Origin of the sequence: Rahnella sp. PAMC25617, from assembly GCF_050606005.1 — a bacterium.
Classification (GTDB): Bacteria; Pseudomonadota; Gammaproteobacteria; order Enterobacterales; family Enterobacteriaceae; genus Rahnella; species Rahnella variigena.
This window is the reverse complement of the sequence record NZ_JBOCUM010000018.1, coordinates 77,239-94,994: the sequence shown is the minus strand read 5'-3', so window position 1 is coordinate 94,994 and position 17,756 is coordinate 77,239. Positions and strand designations below refer to the sequence as shown.

The 17,756-nt window shown below is 54.2% G+C and carries 16 protein-coding genes, 1 tRNA gene and 1 other RNA gene; 12 read left to right on the top strand and 6 right to left on the bottom strand.

The window, feature by feature from the left end; all coding sequences use genetic code 11:
* Window positions 1-43: 43 nt before the first annotated feature.
* Both ACM615_RS21330 and ACM615_RS21325 read left to right on the top strand, forming a co-directional pair.
* A tRNA-Pro gene (locus ACM615_RS21330) sits at window positions 44-120 on the top strand.
* 37 nt (window positions 121-157) lie between these two features.
* A non-coding RNA gene (locus ACM615_RS21325) (RtT sRNA) lies at window positions 158-286 on the top strand.
* 712 nt (window positions 287-998) lie between these two features.
* On the opposite strand, the gene hemY is transcribed toward ACM615_RS21325, so the two are convergent.
* From hemY to hemC, 4 genes are read right to left on the bottom strand one after another with little or no spacing between them, the layout of a single operon-like run.
* Entirely contained in the window at window positions 999-2,195 is a 1,197-nt protein-coding gene (gene hemY / locus ACM615_RS21320; RefSeq protein ID WP_159282706.1) for a protoheme IX biogenesis protein HemY, read from the bottom strand.
* Between the two features lie 3 nt (window positions 2,196-2,198).
* Window positions 2,199-3,350 carry a uroporphyrinogen-III C-methyltransferase gene (gene hemX / locus ACM615_RS21315; protein ID WP_132967165.1) on the bottom strand — a complete coding sequence of 384 codons (1,152 nt, stop codon included), beginning with the start codon at window positions 3,348-3,350 and terminating at the stop codon, window positions 2,199-2,201.
* A 13-nt stretch (window positions 3,351-3,363) separates the two neighbouring features.
* Window positions 3,364-4,113: a uroporphyrinogen-III synthase gene (gene hemD / locus ACM615_RS21310; protein WP_113878095.1), complete on the bottom strand. Its 750-nt coding sequence runs from the start codon at window positions 4,111-4,113 to the stop codon at window positions 3,364-3,366.
* Complete coding sequence (gene hemC, locus ACM615_RS21305; protein ID WP_112290271.1) at window positions 4,110-5,051, bottom strand: hydroxymethylbilane synthase; 942 nt, start codon at window positions 5,049-5,051, stop codon at window positions 4,110-4,112. Before hemC ends, hemD begins: the two co-directional genes overlap by 4 nt.
* A 330-nt stretch (window positions 5,052-5,381) precedes the next feature.
* Here hemC and ACM615_RS21300 point away from each other — a divergent pair, with 330 nt between their 5' ends.
* The 7 genes from ACM615_RS21300 to uvrD all read left to right on the top strand — a co-directional run bounded on the left by ACM615_RS21300 (window position 5,382) and on the right by uvrD (window position 13,798).
* Window positions 5,382-7,940, top strand: a complete 2,559-nt coding sequence (locus tag ACM615_RS21300) for a class I adenylate cyclase (protein WP_112290270.1) — start codon at window positions 5,382-5,384, stop codon at window positions 7,938-7,940.
* Between the two features lie 158 nt (window positions 7,941-8,098).
* Window positions 8,099-8,302 carry an LPS translocon maturation chaperone LptM gene (gene lptM / locus ACM615_RS21295; protein WP_112290268.1) on the top strand — a complete coding sequence of 68 codons (204 nt, stop codon included), beginning with the start codon at window positions 8,099-8,101 and terminating at the stop codon, window positions 8,300-8,302.
* A gap of 95 nt (window positions 8,303-8,397) precedes the next feature.
* Complete coding sequence (gene dapF, locus ACM615_RS21290) at window positions 8,398-9,222, top strand: diaminopimelate epimerase (RefSeq protein ID WP_113878094.1); 825 nt, start codon at window positions 8,398-8,400, stop codon at window positions 9,220-9,222.
* A complete protein-coding gene (locus tag ACM615_RS21285; protein WP_113878093.1) occupies window positions 9,219-9,923 on the top strand; it encodes a DUF484 domain-containing protein in 705 nt (234 codons plus the stop codon). Before dapF ends, ACM615_RS21285 begins: the two co-directional genes overlap by 4 nt.
* Window positions 9,920-10,831, top strand: coding sequence for a tyrosine recombinase XerC (xerC, locus tag ACM615_RS21280; protein WP_113878092.1), 912 nt, complete (start codon window positions 9,920-9,922; stop codon window positions 10,829-10,831). Before ACM615_RS21285 ends, xerC begins: the two co-directional genes overlap by 4 nt.
* The gene (gene yigB / locus ACM615_RS21275; protein WP_431012499.1) at window positions 10,831-11,547 is read left to right on the top strand and encodes a 5-amino-6-(5-phospho-D-ribitylamino)uracil phosphatase YigB; all 717 of its coding nucleotides are present in this window, start codon (window positions 10,831-10,833) and stop codon (window positions 11,545-11,547) included. Before xerC ends, yigB begins: the two co-directional genes overlap by 1 nt.
* An 85-nt stretch (window positions 11,548-11,632) precedes the next feature.
* Window positions 11,633-13,798, top strand: coding sequence for a DNA helicase II (gene uvrD / locus ACM615_RS21270; protein ID WP_113878090.1), 2,166 nt, complete (start codon window positions 11,633-11,635; stop codon window positions 13,796-13,798).
* A 122-nt stretch (window positions 13,799-13,920) separates the two neighbouring features.
* Here uvrD and ACM615_RS21265 read toward each other — a convergent pair whose 3' ends face one another.
* Window positions 13,921-14,397 (bottom strand): WbuC family cupin fold metalloprotein, encoded by a 477-nt coding sequence (locus ACM615_RS21265; protein WP_112291325.1) that lies wholly within the window; start codon window positions 14,395-14,397, stop codon window positions 13,921-13,923.
* 205 nt (window positions 14,398-14,602) lie between these two features.
* Between ACM615_RS21265 and ysgD the strand changes: the two genes are divergently transcribed.
* The 3 genes from ysgD to ACM615_RS21250 all read left to right on the top strand — a co-directional run bounded on the left by ysgD (window position 14,603) and on the right by ACM615_RS21250 (window position 16,851).
* A complete protein-coding gene (gene ysgD, locus ACM615_RS21260) occupies window positions 14,603-14,659 on the top strand; it encodes a YsgD/CorL family protein (RefSeq protein ID WP_369921081.1) in 57 nt (18 codons plus the stop codon).
* 167 nt (window positions 14,660-14,826) lie between these two features.
* On the top strand, window positions 14,827-15,777 hold the full coding sequence (corA, locus tag ACM615_RS21255; protein WP_095924204.1) for a magnesium/cobalt transporter CorA: 951 nt from the start codon (window positions 14,827-14,829) through the stop codon (window positions 15,775-15,777).
* A gap of 21 nt (window positions 15,778-15,798) precedes the next feature.
* On the top strand, window positions 15,799-16,851 hold the full coding sequence (locus ACM615_RS21250; protein WP_369921078.1) for an AbrB family transcriptional regulator: 1,053 nt from the start codon (window positions 15,799-15,801) through the stop codon (window positions 16,849-16,851).
* Here the strand turns inward: ACM615_RS21250 and rarD are convergent.
* On the bottom strand, window positions 16,816-17,730 hold the full coding sequence (gene rarD / locus ACM615_RS21245) for an EamA family transporter RarD (RefSeq protein ID WP_129637847.1): 915 nt from the start codon (window positions 17,728-17,730) through the stop codon (window positions 16,816-16,818). The genes ACM615_RS21250 and rarD overlap by 36 nt on opposite strands.
* Window positions 17,731-17,756: the final 26 nt, after the last annotated feature.

The window sequence follows — 17,756 nt, the reverse complement described above, 5'->3', positions numbered from 1 at the left end:
AAATGATGCAGTTAGCATCAGAAAGTAGTAAGATGCACGACATCGGCGAGTAGCGCAGCTTGGTAGCGCAACTGGTTTGGGACCAGTGGGTCGGAGGTTCGAATCCTCTCTCGCCGACCACATTCGAAGAAACCTGCTTTTTTAAAGCAGGTTTTTTTTCGTCTGGAGTTTATGAGGATGAGAACCTCCGAAGGAGGTTTGAGCCGAGCGAAGCGAGACAACGTTGCTTTAGCAACGACCCGCAGGGCAAGCATCGAAGATGCGCGTCATCCTCTCTCGCCGACCACATTCGAAGAAACCTGCTTTTTTAAAGCAGGTTTTTTTTCGTCTGGAGTTTCTCAACTCACCCTGTTGTTTATCCGCGACATTCCGCTGTATGCCTGTCTCTGTCAGGAGACACGTATCTTATTGATAAATAAAGCGTCACCTAAGCTGACATTCACATGTCGTTCACTGGCGACAGAATGACGGTTTGAAGGACAGTCTCCGGCTTTGCAGAAAACAACTGCCGAGCTACAGGTATAATAAAGTTGTTAATTATCAGTGTAATAAAAAATTATTAACAGACTCTTGCCATCCTGGCACGCGTCCTGCAATATTCCCGCCGTAGATGCTCATTCCACCTATTATGTTTGCTCCGGCTTCATAAACCTGGGAATGACGCAGAGCCAATTTACAGTGCCTATTGTCATCCTGACCGATAACGCGCAAGCGCTATCATCCAGAAGGCAAAACGTTGAGTGAGGCACTAAATCTGTTGTCCTGGACCTGATTGTTTTATACACCTGCCCATATGCAGGTGTTTTTTTTTGCCCATACCCCGGCATCCTTTGAGCTGCAGATGTGTTGGCTGCTCTTAGTCACCCGAATCACTGACTTCAGTCAGCTCATCGGGATTCCTGCGTTTGCCGCCTTTCTGCAACTCAAATGATTTGGGGTATTAGTATTGATGACGTAAAAAAGGCTCCGAAGGAGCCTTTTTGCTGACAGCAATTTTATTACGGTTGCTGTGAATTATTCAGTGTCAGCATCAATCCTTCACGGCGCATCTCAGCGGCTTCAGCCGGTTTGTGCAGCTTATCCAGCGCATCGGCCAGCCACGCATAATCATACGCGTCAGGGCGTTGTTTCAGCGCTTCACGGAACGCTTCGCTGGCCTGCTGCCATTCACCGTGTTTCATCAGCAACTGACCGAGCGTGCTGCTCAGCAGCGGCGTGGTGCCGTTTTGCTTAATGAGCTGACGCAAAGTCTTTTCAAGCTGCTCAGGATTACCTGAACGCAGTTTCGGCATCAGCGCAACCAGACGGTCGTCATACTGACGCTTCAGTCCGTCGAGGATCACTTCCTGCGCCAGATCCTGATCGTTGCATTCAATCAGATGCGTTGCCATCGCCACCTGCAATGCCACTTCATGGCGGGTTTTGCGGCTCTGATCTTTCCACCAGCGTTTCAGACCTTCGCTGCCTTCTTCTGCCATCAGCTGATTCATCATGCCGATATAAGCCTGTTCCTGAAGAATGCGGATTTCATCGTCATTACGGACGCCGGCTTTAGCCATCGACGGTAAAATTTCCAGCAGTGAACCATAGGCACCGGTACGCAGATAAGCCTGTTCCGCCAGACGTAACACTTCCGGATGACGTGGCGACTGGCCGAGCAAACGGTCAACGCCATGGCGTGCGGCATGGATTTCACCCTGCGCCAGCTGAATACGCACACGGGTAATATCCACCGGCATCTGGTCGGTGTCGGCAATTTCCGCCGCGCGTTCCAGATACTGATTAGTGCGGATGTCATCGCCACGCTGCTGCGCCGCTTCTGCTGCCAGTAAATAGTTCACCACAGGTTGTTCGGCATGATCAGCATTGCGTGCCAGCAGTTTCTCCATCTGGCGATGATCGCCTTCTGCCAGTTTGAGCATCGCAGCCTTAGTTTGCTTGCGCGCTTTAGAGCTTTTACGCCCGGCAAACCAGCCGCGGGTGCGCGCACCGGTCCGCAGAATGCGTCGCAGGATCCATTCAATAAAGAACAGCACCAGAATCAGCACGATCAGCATGATAACTAAACCGGTGACGCTGGTTTCAATGTTGTAGTTATCGGTCTGGATCAGCACATAACCCTGATGACCGGCCAGCATCGGGCCGACAATAATCCCGGCAAACACAATCAGGAATAACACGAAGACTCGTAACATGCGTTATTCCCCCTGCGCGGCGGCGGCGGGCTGCTGGAGCAGGTTACGCACGCGGGTCTGCATCAGTTTTTCCAGCATCGGCTGGCTTTTCAGCTCGTCCGGTACATCCATCGAAATGGATTGCTGACTGAGATTATCCAGTTCTTCCAGGAAAGCTTTGGTTGACGGGTCAGACGTATCAAAATAGGCGCGAACCCAGGTCGATACGCTTTCCAGTGACTGCTTGTAAACTTCATCCTGATGACGCGGAACGGCCTGTGCGGCAATCAGCAAACGCGAGCGGATATTTTCGCGCAGATACACATCCTGATTCGGCGCCAGCAGCGGTTCTGCGCTGGTATCACGACGGCGGATGGTAATGAAGTCATCCATAAAGTTGTGCCAGCTTTTGGTCAGGTTCTGACGCCATTCGGTCAGCGAACCGGAAAGGCTTGAGCTGTCGTTGTCCATCGGGGAATCATCGGTGTCATTGTCGGCCAGACGCAGGTTATCCACCTGATTTGACAGCTGATTCAGCTTGAGAATGATACCGTCGAAATCGACCTGTGCGACGGCAGAAAGGCTGCCTACGTCTTCGTTCAGCGCACGACGCACGTCAATCAGGCTCGGGTCATTCATGTCCGCGAGGCTGGCATCGGCACTTTTCAGCAAAGCGGCGGCGGTGGTGACATCCTGATCGCTCCACAGTTTGCGACCTGCCAGTTTCACCAGATAATCGGCCTGAGCCAGTAACCAGGTTTTGGCATCGCTGCCGGAAATGCTGGCGACTTTATCTTGTAATTCATTCAGCTGACGACCAAACGACGCCTGCTGGCGATCAGCGGCCTGCTGAGTCTTATCCTGCTGAGCGAGCAGGGAAGCGATTTGCTGCTTATCCTGTTGCTGGCTTTTTTGCAGGGCATCAAGCTGTTCGGAAAGCGCCGAATTGGCGGCGGCCTGCGCCAGCGATTGCTGGTGGCCGTGATAGTAAAGACCTGCACCAAGCGCGATCACTAATACAATCGCAATAGCGCCTAATACCGGCGCGGTACGTTGCTTTTTACGCAGCGTTTTCAGCTCCTGGTCACGTTCTGAAGCGTCTGGCTGGGGGCTCTCAACCGCTGGGGAGATCACAACGTTCTCATCCGGCGCGGAAGGATTTTTTTGTTCCGTCATTTTGGCACATCCCTTAGTCAGGTAGTTGTAATGCGCGGATCAGCGCATCATTGTCTGCATTTTCTGCAACCCTAATTGCGCTCCAGCCAAGCTGGCGGGCGAGGGTTGCCAAACGTTCACTGACCACCACCAGGTTACAGCGCAGTAACCATGAATTTCGGTAGTATTCAGGAACTAACTGGTACAACTGTTGCAGCATTTCTCCGCTGGTCACGACCAGCGTATCAATTCCGGCGCGTTGCCAGAGTGCGCTCTGTTCGCTGGCATCGTAGTAAACCGGGCTGCGCTGATAACATTCGCAGTAGGTCACTTCAACGCCGCGTTCCGTGAGCGTTTCGGCCAGCAATTCCCTTCCGCCATTGCCCCGCAATATCAGCGCTTTTTTGCCCTGAATGCGCTGCAACGCCGGGAGATTCAATAATGTCTCGCTGGTTTCACCCTCCTGCGGATAGATAACCGGGAGACTGCTGGCACGATGAAACAGCAGGCCTGTGGTGCGGCCAATCGCATAATAGCTGACGTTATCCGGCCAGCGGGTGGCAGACTGACGTAATGCGCGATCGGCGTAGTTCACGGCATGTTGAGAGAGTACAAACACCAGATCCTGCTGATTTAATGAGGATAGCAGGTTCGGCAGCATTGCGAGCTGGTTCCCCGGTGCAAATTCAATCAGCGGGGAATGAAAGGCTACCCGGCCCAGTGTACGCAGCCGGTTGACCAGCATTTCTCCTGCCGGAGAGGGGCGGGTAACCAGAATGGTCATCGTGGAGCGTTCCCCTGATAGACCTCTTGCAGAATTTCACGTGCGCCGTTGGCCAGCAGTTCTTCGGCCAGCTCCACGCCCATACTGTATGCATCTGCGGCCGGACCGCGACGTTCGCCGGAGACCATCTGGCTGCCATCGGGTGCGCCAACCAGTGCGCGGAGCCACAGGTCATCGCCATTGAGTTCCGCGTAGCTACCGATTGGCACCTGACAACCGCCTTCGAGGCGCATATTCATGGCGCGTTCAGCCTCAACGCGTACCGTAGTTTCGCGGTGAGCCAGTGGCGCGAGTAATTCGCGGGTGATGTGATCGTCAAGACGGCATTCGATACCGACGGCACCTTGTCCGACTGCGGGCAGGCACTCTTCCGGCGTCAGCGCCGTACGGATACGGTTCTCAAGACCCAGACGTTTCAGGCCTGCGACGGCCAGAATAATGGCATCGTATTCGCCATTATCGAGTTTGGATAAGCGCGTGCCTACGTTGCCGCGCAGATCGCGGATCATCAGATCCGGACGCTTCTGGCGCAACTGGCACTGACGGCGCAGGCTGGATGTCCCGACAATACTGCCGTGGGGCAGATCCGCCAGACTGGCGTATTGATTTGAGACGAAAGCGTCGCGCGGGTCTTCGCGCTCACAAATTGTGACCAGTCCCAGACCTTCCGGGAATTCAACCGGCACATCTTTCATGGAATGCACGGCAATATCCGCGCGGCCATCGAGCATTGCCAGTTCGAGTTCTTTGACGAACAAACCTTTGCCGCCCACTTTGGCCAGCGGGGTATCTAAAATGATATCGCCCTTGGTGACCATTGGGACCAGTTCCACCTGTAAACCGGGGTGACAGGCCATCAGCTGGCTTTGAACATATTGTGCCTGCCACAGAGCCAGCGGGCTCTGGCGGGTGGCAATTCGAATGATTTTGTCTAACATGTTTGTTACCGTTTAACTGTCTCTGCGACCATCCTACCACTGACAATAGAAAGCTGTCAGCGTAAGAAGCCATTCGTAAAAGAAGGTTAACGGTCACTGCGGGGAATTGTTCCTTTGCGGAACAGACGGTAAAATCCAGAGAAGCGGAAGAGTAATTGTGGTGCGTTACTTTCTTTACGGTCAATCAGCAAGGTGTTAAATTGATCACGTTTCCAGCAATTATTCGTCAACTATTTGCGCAATTCCGATTGTTCAAAGCATAAGCATCACGATAAATGACGGATTTGGAACGGGGTTATTTCCAGACACTGTATAATCAGGCGAAACGTCTTGTACCTCTACATCGAGACATTGAAGCAAAGATTGGATGCGATCAACCAGTTACGAGTCGATCGTGCACTGGCAGCCATGGGTCCTGCGTTTCAACAGGTCTACACGCTGCTTCCTGTCTTTTTACATCAACATCACCCTCTGATGCCGGGATATCTTGAAGGTAAGGTTCCGCATGGTATCTGTATTTTCACGCCTGATGAATCCCAGCAAACCTATCTGAATGACCTCGAAGAGAAATGGGGCAGCCCGCTTGAGCCCATGGTGAAAGGCGAATTGCCTGTCACCGGCATCTATTCCATGGGCAGTACCTCCTCAATCGGTCAAAGCCAAAGTTCTGATCTGGATATCTGGGTCTGCCATCAGTCCTGGCTCGATAACGAAGAACGCAACCGCTTACAGCAAAAATGCAGCCTGTTAGAAAAATGGGCGGCCTCGCTGGGCGTGGAAGTCAGCTTCTTCCTGATCGACGAAAACCGTTTCCGCCATAACGAAAGTGGCAGCCTGGGCGGCGAAGACTGCGGTTCAACGCAGCACATCTTATTGCTCGACGAGTTCTATCGCACCGCGGTGCGCATGGCCGGTAAGCGTATTCTGTGGAATATGGTGCCGGGCGAAGAAGAAGCGCATTACGACGAATACGTCCTTTCTCTTTACTCGCAGGGCGCCCTGACGCCAAATGAATGGCTGGATCTGGGCGGCCTGAGTACGCTTTCGGCGGAAGAGTATTTCGGCGCGAGCCTGTGGCAGCTGTATAAAAGTATCGATTCGCCTTATAAAGCGGTGCTCAAAACGCTGTTGCTGGAAGCCTATTCGTGGGAATACCCGCAAACCCAGTTGCTGGCGATGGACATTAAACAGCGTCTGCATCAGGGCGAAATCGTCTGCTTCGGGCTTGATTCCTATTGTATGATGCTCGACCGCGTGACCCGCTATCTCACCCAGATTGAAGACACCACCCGCCTTGATTTAGTCCGCCGCTGTTTCTATTTAAAAGTCTGCGAAAAATTATCCCGCGCACGGGCATCGGTCGGCTGGCGTCGTGAAATTCTCAGTCAGCTGGTGGCGGAATGGGGCTGGGACGAAGAACGGCTGGCTATTCTGGATAACCGGGCGAACTGGAAAATCGAACGTGTGCGCGAAGCGCATAACGAACTGCTTGATGCCATGATGCAAAGCTATCGCAACCTGATCCGCTTTGCCCGTCGCAACAATTTAAGCGTCAGCGCCAGCCCGCAGGATATCGGCGTGCTGACCCGTAAGTTGTACGCCGCTTTCGAAGCGCTGCCGGGCAAAGTCACGCTGGTGAACCCGCAGATTTCACCTGATCTGTCTGAGAACGATTTAACCTTTATTCATGTGCCAATTGGCCGTGCGAACCGCACCGGCTGGTATCTGTATAACCAGTCGCCGTCGATGGAATCTATCGTCAGCCATCAGCCGCTGGAATATAACCGTTATCTGAACAAACTGGTGGCGTGGGCCTATTTCAACGGCCTGCTGACGTCGACTACGCGTCTGCACATCAAAAGCGGCGGTCTGTGTGATATCGCTAAACTGCGCGAACTGGTGGCGGATGTGTCACATCACTTCCCGCTGCGACTGGCCGCACCGACGCCGAAAGCGTTGTACAGCCCGTGTGAGATCCGCCACTTAGCGATTATCGTCAATCTGGAACACGATCCTACCGCGGCCTTCCGTAATCAGGTCGTGCATTTTGATTTCCGTAAACTGGATGTTTTCAGTTTCGGGCAGAATCAGGAATGTATGGTCGGCAGTATTGACCTGCTTTACCGCAACTCGTGGAACGAAGTGCGTACGCTGCATTTCAGCGGTGAACAGGCGGTGCTGGAAGCGCTGAAAACTATTCTGGGCAAAATGCATCAGGACGCCGCACCGCCGGAGTCGGTGGAAGTGTTCTGCTACAGCCAGCATTTGCGCGGCCTTATCCGCACGCGCGTTCAGCAACTGGTGTCGGAGTGCATAGAACTTCGCCTTTCCAGCAAACGTCTCGAACCTGGCCGTTTTAAAGCCGTGCGCGTTGCCGGACAAACCTGGGGTCTGTTCTTCGAACGCCTGAGTGTTTCCGTACAGAAGCTGGAAAATGCCATTGAGTTCTACGGTGCGATTTCCAACAACAAACTTCACGGATTGTCGGTGAAATTGCAGACTGACCAGGCACATCTTCCGGCGGTCATTGACGGCTACGCCAGCGAAGGGATCATTCAGTTCTTCTTCGAAGACAGTTCCGACGACATCGGTTTCAACATTTACATTCTGGATGAGTCGAACCGCGTCGAGGTTTATCACCATTGTGAAGGCAGTAAAGAAGATCTGGTGCGTGACGTCAGCCGTTTCTACTCCTCCTCGCATGACCGGTTTACCTACGGCTCAAGCTTCATCAACTTTAACCTGCCGCAGTTCTACCAGATTGTGTCCCTTGATGAGCGCATTCAGGTGATCCCGTTTCGCAGCAATGCGTTATCTGTGGCCTGCGCGCCTTTGCCTGAAACTGAAGTCGAACCTTCCCGGTTGAAACAGCAATTTCAGTTGCATTAGAAAAGTTGTCCCAATCCCGGACACGCGGCAGAATATCTGGCTTTCCTTCTCTTTAAACCCTGAAAATGTGCCCGTGTGTTTTATCGATTCCTGTTGCTTTTCATGATCCACCTGCGATTATAGAGAGCTTGGTCGCATGAATTACGGGCATTCATAAAATGAAAAACGCTTTACGCTGGTCTCTGGCCGCGACGATATTATTTTCTCTCTCCGGTTGCGGACTGAAAGGGCCGTTGTATTTCCCACCACCGGAAAAATCAACCACTCAGAAAACCAGTAATGTTCCAGGTACTGCTAACGACGGTTCATCGCAGCAGAAAGGTGTATCACCAGAAGATCTCACGACTAATTCCAGAGATTAACCGGCCTGTGCCGGGGGTTTCGTGCAACGCTGCCGGAGCCCTTTCCTTCAGGGATCATCGCGACTGGATTTGACCAGCGGTAAACGGAGTCAGTTATGCAGTTCTCCAAAATGCACGGCCTGGGTAACGATTTTATGGTCGTTGATGCCGTCACTCAAAATGTCTACTTCTCGCCTGAGTTGATCCGCCGTTTGTCCGACCGTCACCGTGGCGTGGGTTTTGACCAGCTGCTGGTGGTAGAGCCACCTTATGACCCCGAATTAGATTTCCACTACCGCATTTTCAATGCCGACGGCAGCGAAGTGGCGCAGTGTGGCAACGGCGCGCGTTGCTTTGCCCGCTTTGTCCGCATTAAAGGTCTGACCAACAAACGCGACATTCGCGTCAGTACGCAGACTGGTCGTATGGTGCTGACGGTAACGGAAGATGAAGAAGTTCAGGTCAACATGGGCGAGCCGGTGTTCGAGCCGCAACAGGTTCCTTTCCGTGCAGTGAAACCGGAAAAGACCTATATTCTGCGTGCAGAAGAGCGCACAGTATTTTGCGGCGTCGTGTCGATGGGAAACCCGCACTGCGTATTGCAGGTCGAGGATGTATTAACGGCTGAAGTCGACATTCTCGGGCCGATGCTGGAAAGCCATGAACGTTTCCCCGAGCGTGTGAACGTCGGGTTTATGCAGATCCTCAGTCCGGAAAGCGTGAAATTACGCGTGTACGAACGGGGCGCCGGTGAAACACAGGCGTGCGGAAGTGGTGCCTGTGCCGCTGTTGCGGTAGGTATCCAGCAAGGGTTACTTGCTGAAGAAGTTCAGGTGGAACTGCCGGGAGGCAGCCTCGAAATTCGCTGGAAAGGGCCGGGTCATCCGCTGTATATGACCGGACCTGCCACTCATGTTTACGACGGATTTATTCATCTATGAACAATCTTGATGACCAGATTGAACCGGTGATAGCACTCGACGACGACAGCGTGATGCAATATCTGCTGCAAAACCCGGATTTCTTTATTCGCAATGCCCGAAGTGTCGAGCAGATGCACGTACCGCATCCGGTGAAAGGCAGTATTTCGCTGGTTGAATGGCAGCTCGGACGTCAGCGTCATCAGATTGCGCAGCTTGAAGAAGAAATTACTTTGCTGATGGAGCAGGCCTCGATCAACGAGTCGCTGTTCGGACGGATGATCGAACTGCAGGCCACGCTTGCGGCGGCCAGTAGCTTGCAGGATATGCTTAACCGCCTGCAACGCTGGGCGCGCAGTCTCGGACTGGCGGGCGCCAACGTGCGTCTGTTCAGTGAGGGCTGGCGGATCGGCGCGCCTTCCGATTTCACCCATCTGGCAGTAAGTCGCAGCGCATTTGAATCGATGCGTATTCAGCGTCTGGGCGAAACTCCGCATTACTTAGGTGGTCTGAACGGCCCGGAACTGTTGCTGTTATTACCTCAGGCCAAAGCCGTTGGTTCTGTCGCGCTTTCCCTGATGGGCGAGCAGGGGGAACTGGGCGTACTGATTTTCAGCAGCCGTGACCCGCAACACTATCAGCCGGGAATGGGCACCGTCTTACTCGATCAGCTGGCTAAAATGTTACCCGGCCTGCTGGAACGTTGGATCGAGCGGGTATGAGCCACACCGAATCGCCTCTGTATCCCGCGGTCGAGGCGTTTCTGCGTTATCTGCACGTCGAACGTCAACTCAGCCCGCTCACCACGACTAATTACAGCCGCCAGTTAGAAGCCCTGATCGCCATCTCCGGCGAGATCGGTATTTCCAACTGGCAGCAACTCGATGCACCAAAAGTCCGTATGTTACTGGCGCGCAGTAAACGCGCCGGTTTAGGGCCTTCCAGTCTGGCGCTGCGCATGTCTTCACTGCGCAGTTTTCTCGACTGGCTGGTGCGTCAGGGCGTATTGAGCGCCAATCCTGCCAAAGGGATTTCTACCCCGCGTTCTCCAAAGCATCTGCCAAAAAATCTTGATGTTGATGAAGTGAATAAACTTCTTGAAATCGACCTCAACGATCCGCTTTCCGTTCGCGACCGCGCGATGCTGGAAGTGATGTACGGCGGCGGACTGCGTCTTTCTGAACTGGTGGGTATCGACTGCAAGCATATCGATATGGCTTCCGGCGAAGTGCGCGTGTTGGGTAAAGGCAGCAAAGAACGCAAAGTGCCGATCGGGCGCACAGCCGTCACCTGGCTGGAACACTGGCTGGAACGTCGTGGTCTGTTTAATCCGCAGGATGACGCGATGTTTTTGTCGAGCAAAGGCAGCCGTATTTCTGCGCGTAATGTTCAGAAGCGTTTTGCCGAATGGGGCGTGAAACAGGGTGTGAACAGCCATATTCATCCGCATAAACTGCGCCACTCGTTCGCCACGCACGTGCTGGAATCCAGCGGCGATTTACGCGCGGTACAGGAATTGCTGGGTCACGCGAACTTGTCCACCACGCAAATCTATACCCATCTGGACTTTCAACATCTGGCGACGGTTTACGACGCCGCGCATCCCCGCGCAAAACGAGGAAAATCATGATGAAGTTCTATCGTCCGCTGAAACGCATTGAAGCGATCACCTTCGATTTAGACGACACGCTGTATGACAATTACGATGTTATCCGTCGTACCGATTCTGAAACGCTGAAATCGATTCAGGGTTTCCATCCGGCGCTGGCCGATATGGCACCGGACACCATCCGCCTGATGCGCGCAGAATTGCTGGCAGACGACGCGGAAATTTATCACGACGTCACCGAATGGCGTCGTCAGGCGGTATTGCTGGCGATGAAACGCGCAGGTCTGAGCGAAAGTGATGCCACGCTGGGCACGAAAGCTGCGATGGAAACCTTCGCCCTTTGGCGCAGCCGGATTTATGTTCCGGGTGAAAATCACGACGCGCTGGCCGCTCTGGCGGAACGCTGGCCTTTAGTGGCGATCACCAACGGCAATGCCGATCCGCACGCCTGTGGTCTGGCGCAATATTTCCAGTTCACCTTGCGCGCTGGCGATCACGGCCGTGCAAAACCTTACGCTGACATGTATAAAAAGGCGTCAATGAAGCTGGATATCCCGCTGGAAAACATCCTCCATGTGGGTGATGACCTGACGACGGACGTCGCGGGTTCCGTGCGTTGCGGGATGCAATCGTGCTGGATTAATTTGCGCGAAGGCGACCTGATGCACATTAAGGATGCCCGTCTGTTACCGCATATTGAGATTTCGCAGTTGGCATCGCTGACAGCATTGCTATAATCCCTTCTTAAATTACTCTGTATAAATTCACAGTAGAAAAGCATTCACCGGGTGAGTGCTTTTCTCATCCTGACAAACGGTGCCTATGGACGTTTCTGACCTGCTCGACAGCCTGAATGAAAAACAACGTGAAGCCGTGGCCGCGCCGCGCAGCAATCTGTTGGTACTGGCCGGGGCAGGCAGTGGCAAAACCCGCGTGCTGGTTCACCGCATTGCGTGGCTGCTGGCCGTCGAAAAGTGTTCGCCGTATTCCATTATGGCGGTCACCTTCACCAACAAAGCGGCGGCAGAAATGCGCCACCGTATCGACCAGCTGATCGGCACCAGTCAGGGCGGTATGTGGATTGGTACCTTCCACGGCCTCGCGCACCGTTTGCTGCGTGCGCACCATTTAGACGCGAATCTGCCGCAGGATTTCCAAATCCTCGACAGCGACGACCAGATGCGTCTGATCAAGCGTCTGATCAAAGCGTTGAACATCGACGAGAAACAGTGGCCGCCGCGTCAGGCGATGTGGTACATCAACGGCAAAAAAGATGAAGGTCTGCGCCCGCAGCACGTTGAAACTTATAACAATCCTGTCGAAGCGACCTGGTTACGCATTTATCAGGCCTATCAGGAAGCCTGCGACCGTGCCGGTCTGGTGGATTTTGCCGAGTTATTGCTGCGCGCCCACGAACTCTGGCTGAACAAGCCGCATATTTTGCAGCATTACCGAGAACGCTTTACCAACCTGATGGTGGACGAATTTCAGGACACCAACAGCATTCAGTACGCGTGGATCCGTCTGCTGGCGGGCGACAACAATAACGTGATGATCGTCGGCGACGATGACCAGTCGATTTACGGCTGGCGCGGTGCGCAGGTCGAAAACATCCAGCGTTTCCTGAAAGATTTCCCGAATGCGGAAACTATCCGTCTGGAGCAGAACTACCGTTCGACCAGCACCATTCTGAAGGCTGCTAACTCGCTGATAGAAAACAACAACGGCCGTATGGGTAAAAACCTGTGGACCGAAGACGGCGAGGGCGAACCGATTTCACTGTATTGCGCATTCAACGAGCTGGATGAATCGCGCTTTGTGGTTAACCGCATCAAAACCTGGCAGGACAACGGCGGTGCGCTGAAAGATTGCGCCATTCTTTACCGCAGCAACGCCCAGTCGCGTGTGCTGGAAGAAGCTTTGTTGCAGATGGCGATGCCGTACCGTATTTACGGCGGCCAGCGGTTCTTTGACCGTCAGGAAATCAAAGATGCGCTGGCGTATCTGCGTCTGATGGCTAACCGTAATGACGATGCAGCGTTCGAGCGCGTGGTGAACACCCCAACGCGCGGCATCGGCGACCGTACGCTGGATGTGGTGCGTCAGACAGCCCGTGACCGTCAGCTGACCATGTGGCAGGCCACGCGTGCTTTGTTACAGGAAAAGGTCCTGGCAGGCCGTGCCGCGTCTGCTCTGCAACGCTTCACCGAACTGGTTGACGCACTGGCGCATGAAACCTCAGACATGCCGCTGCACGTGCAGACTGACCGCGTAATCAAAGACTCCGGCCTGTTCATCATGTATGAGCAGGAGAAGGGCGAAAAAGGCCAGGCGCGCATCGAAAACTTAGAAGAACTGGTGACGGCAACGCGTCAGTTCAGCTATCAGGACGAAGACGAAGACCTGATGCCGTTGCAGGCATTCCTGTCCCATGCCGCGCTCGAAGCAGGCGAAGGGCAGGCGGATGCCAATCAGGACGCTACGCAGCTGATGACACTGCACTCGGCCAAAGGGCTGGAGTTCCCGCAGGTGTTTATCGTCGGCATGGAAGAAGGTATGTTCCCGAGTCAGATGTCACTGGAAGAAGGCGGGCGTCTGGAAGAAGAACGCCGTCTGGCGTACGTCGGCGTTACGCGCGCCATGCAAAAACTCACCCTCACTTACGCTGAAACCCGCCGCTTATACGGCAAAGAAGTGTCGCATCGTCCGTCACGTTTCGTCGGTGAATTGCCGGAGGACTGTGTCGAAGAAGTCAGGATGCGCGCCAATGTTTCGCGTCCGATGAGCAACCGCAGCGTCGGCACGCCAACCAGCGTCAGCGATACCGGCTTCAAACTCGGCCAGCGCGTCATGCATCCAAAATTCGGTGAAGGCACCATCGTTAACATGGAAGGCAGCGGCGAACACAGCCGTCTGCAGGTGGCGTTCCCGGGGGAAGGGATTAAGTGGCTGGTCGCCGCCTACGCCCGCCTCGAAGCCGCAAGCTAGCTTACTTGCGATCTTGAGCCCGGGCAGTGCTCGACATCCTCATGGACTATGTGTCCATTCCGGTGTCTCCGCGCTGGCCGGACTCAACCTCGCTGCACCGCTGACGCTTGCCCGACAGAGTATCAGAGGCTAAAAATTTCACCCACTTCGGCTTTCGCATACCATTCCAGCGTTTCTTTCACGCCTTCTTCGCCTTCCGGCGGGGTGCCTGGCAGATAATCTTGTTCCTGCACTGGCTGATACGCGCCGTGTTTCACTTCAAAAATCACGCCACCTTCGTCGAGGGATAACACGCTGTGCCAGGTGTTGGCCGGGATTTCAAGCAGGCGGGTTTCTGCGCCGAGCCACAGACGGTCGGTGACTTTGCCGCTGTTATCGTAAATCAGCACCAGAAAACGTCCGCGCAGGGCGGTCAGCATTTCCCAGGTATGCGGATGGCGATGGATGCGCACGTAAGTGCCCGGTTCCATCGCAATGGCCAGACGTTGCACGTCATCTTCCGGTGCCGGATGGATATTCAGATTCTGGCGCAGTCGCGGGGAGTGAGCGGCTTTGGTGATCAGATCACACAGCGTGTCCTGGTTTATTTGTTTAATCATTTCAGTCTCTGCCTGAGAAGTCTGGTAACGGAGAAATTCGGTGCCTGAGTGTAGCCAAAAAAACGATGAGACATAAGCCGCTAAAGGTTATCAACACCGCCTGAAATTTATGCATAAATGTTGCCAGAATAGATTTGTTCGCGGTTGACAGTCTTTTTATTACCGGCGTAACATGCGCGCACTATTATCAATGAGGAACTGCGCCTTGGACACACCCAGTAGATACTGGCTCAACAACCTGTTTTCCAGGTACCACTTCTAAGGCCCTCCTCATTGCTGATGGCCTTAGTGGTTGTCAGCGACCCCCGTTCTGTCGCTGTGAGTCAGATCTGAAGTTGGTCTGAATTACGCCGGTGACATTTTTCACTCCGTGATTTTCTGTGCTTCAACGCGTTGTCCACTTTCCGTAATTTTTGGGAGAACGGGCACATGCTGAGTGCTTTTAAATTAGAAAACAGCCGCTTATCCCGTTTAGAGCTGGACGAGTCAGACGATCTCAAAACTTCACTGTGGGTCGATCTGGTTGAGCCTGACGATCAGGAACGTGAGCGCGTTCAATGCGAATTAGGGCAAAGCCTGGCGACGCGTCCGGAACTGGACGACATCGAAGCCTCTGCGCGTTTCTTTGAAGACGAAGACGGTCTGCACATTCACTCCTTCTTTTATTACGAAGATGCCGACGATCATGCCGGTAACAGCACCGTCGCTTTTACCGTGCGCGAAGGCCGTTTGTACACCCTGCGTGAACGCGAGTTACCGGCGTTTCGTCTCTACCGTATGCGTGCCCGCAACCAGAAACTGGTCGATGGTAATGCATATGAACTGCTGCTGGATTTGTTCGAAACCAAAATCGAACAGCTGGCGGACGAAATCGAAAACATCTACAGCGATCTGGAAAAACTCAGTCGTGTGATCATGGAAGGGCATCAGGGCGACGAATATGACGCGGCGCTTTCCACGCTGGCAGAACTGGAAGATATCGGATGGAAAGTCCGTTTATGTCTGATGGATACCCAGCGTGCGCTGAATTTCCTGGTGCGCAAAGCCCGTTTACCGGCAGGTCAGCTGGAGCAGGCGCGTGAGGTGTTACGCGATATCGAATCCCTGCTGCCGCACAACGAATCCCTGTTCCAGAAAGTGAACTTCCTGATGCAGGCGGCGATGGGCTTTATCAACATCGAACAGAACCGCATCATCAAGATTTTCTCGGTGGTTTCCGTGGTGTTCCTGCCGCCAACGCTGGTGGCCTCCAGCTACGGGATGAACTTCGAATTCATGCCTGAGCTGAAATGGTCATTCGGTTATCCGGGCGCGATTGCGCTGATGATCCTCGCCGGTCTGGCACCTTATTTGTACTTCAAACGTAAAAACTGGTTATAACCTGCGATGCTGATGGAAAGGATGGTTCCGGCGGGGCAGTGGTTTATCCTCGTCGTTTCCTCGCTGATTCTGGGCATTATTTTTCAAACCTTCCATGTGCCAGCCGCACTGTTACTGGGGCCGATGATTGTCGGCGTCATCATGGGGCTGCTGGGCGCCAGCGTGCGTATTCACCCGCTGTTTTTTAAACTCTCTCAGGGCGTTTTGGGCTGCATGATTGCCCAAAGCCTGTCGCCGTCGATATTACCCCCGTTACTCAATGACTGGCCGCTGGTGCTGATGGTGCTGGTGGCGACGCTGCTGGCCAGCGGGCTTTCCGGCTGGCTGCTGGTGCGTTTTAGCCAGTTACCCGGCCCGACCGGTGCGTGGGGCTCATCGCCGGGCGGTGCCAGTGCGATGGTGGCTATGGCCGGTGATTTCGGTGCTGATGTGCGTCTGGTGGCGTTTATGCAGTATCTGCGCGTGCTGTTTGTGGCCACAGCGGCCGCATTTGTGGCCCGTATGGCGATGGGCGACAGCGCGTCACTGGCGGCGGCGGTGGTGTGGTTTCCGCCGCTGACGTGGCGTTTCTTTGCGACGCTATTTCTGGCGGTGGCCGGTGTCTGGCTGGGGCCGCGTCTGCGAATTCCTTCCGGCGCATTGCTGCTCCCGGCCATCGCCGGCGCGGTTTTGCATTCCACCGGTACCGTGGCCTTAGAAGTGCCGGAATGGCTGCTGGCGATGGCCTATACGCTGATTGGCTGGAGTGTCGGATTGCGCTTCACGCGACCGATTTTCAAACTGGCTTTGCGCACGCTGCCGCAGATGATTGCATCGATTATCGGGCTGATGCTGATTTGCGGCGGTATGGCGTGGGTGCTGACCAAACTGCTGGGCGTAGATATGCTGACGGCGTATCTGGCGACCAGCCCGGGCGGACTGGACACCGTGGCGATTATTGCGGCGGGCAGCCATGCGGATTTAGGATTTGTGATGGCGATGCAGACGTTGCGTCTGATCACCATCCTGGCAACCGGTCCGGCGATGGCGCGCTTTATATCACGCAGCGCTGTGCCCGCTTCTTCCTCGTCGTAAACGGCCCTGCGTATACAGCGCATCCGTTATAAAGCACAGCAGACCGACCCAGATAAAGCCGAAGGTGATGAGCTGTGATGTATTAACAGTTTCACCGTAGAACACCACTGCCAGCAGGAACATCAGCGTCGGCCCCAGATACTGGAAAAAGCCCAGCGTAGAAAGCTTCAGGCGGGCGGCGGCGGCAGTGAAGAACAGCAACGGGATGGTGGTAATAATCCCGGCAGCCATCAGCAGCAAATCAAGCGACCACGGATTTGCGGCGAGATTACTGGTCGGGCTGCTGGCGATAAAGAACAGGTAAATCCCGGCGACCGGCAGCAGCCATAGCGTTTCAATCAACATGCCGGTTTGCGAATCCACACCGATTTTTTTACGCAGCAGGCCGTAAAAGGCAAACGTCAGTGACAGGCCGATGGCGATGACCGGCACCGAACCAAAAATCCACACCTGAATCAGTACTCCGGCGAAAGCCAGCGCGACGGCAAACCACTGCAAACTTCGGAATCTTTCCCGCAAAAACAGCATGCCGAGCACCACATTCACCAGCGGATTGATAAAGTAACCGAGGCTGGCTTCCAGAATGTGATCATGATTTATCGCCCAGATAAAAATCAGCCAGTTCCCACCGACAAGCAGGGCAGTAATCAGTAACATGCCGACTTTCTTCGGCTGTGCCAGTATCCGCCGGACATCGCCCCAGCTGCGGCTGACGGAGAGCAGCACTAACATAAAGAAGAATGACCAGATCACCCGGTGAGTCAGAATTTCGTCAGCAGGCACCTGTTTGATCAGCTTGAAGTACGCGGGCGCGACTCCCCAGATCAGATAGGCAATAAAGGCAAAAATAACACCTTGCCGGGTACGATGTGCGTCCATGTGGTACCTGAAAAAGAGTAAGGAAA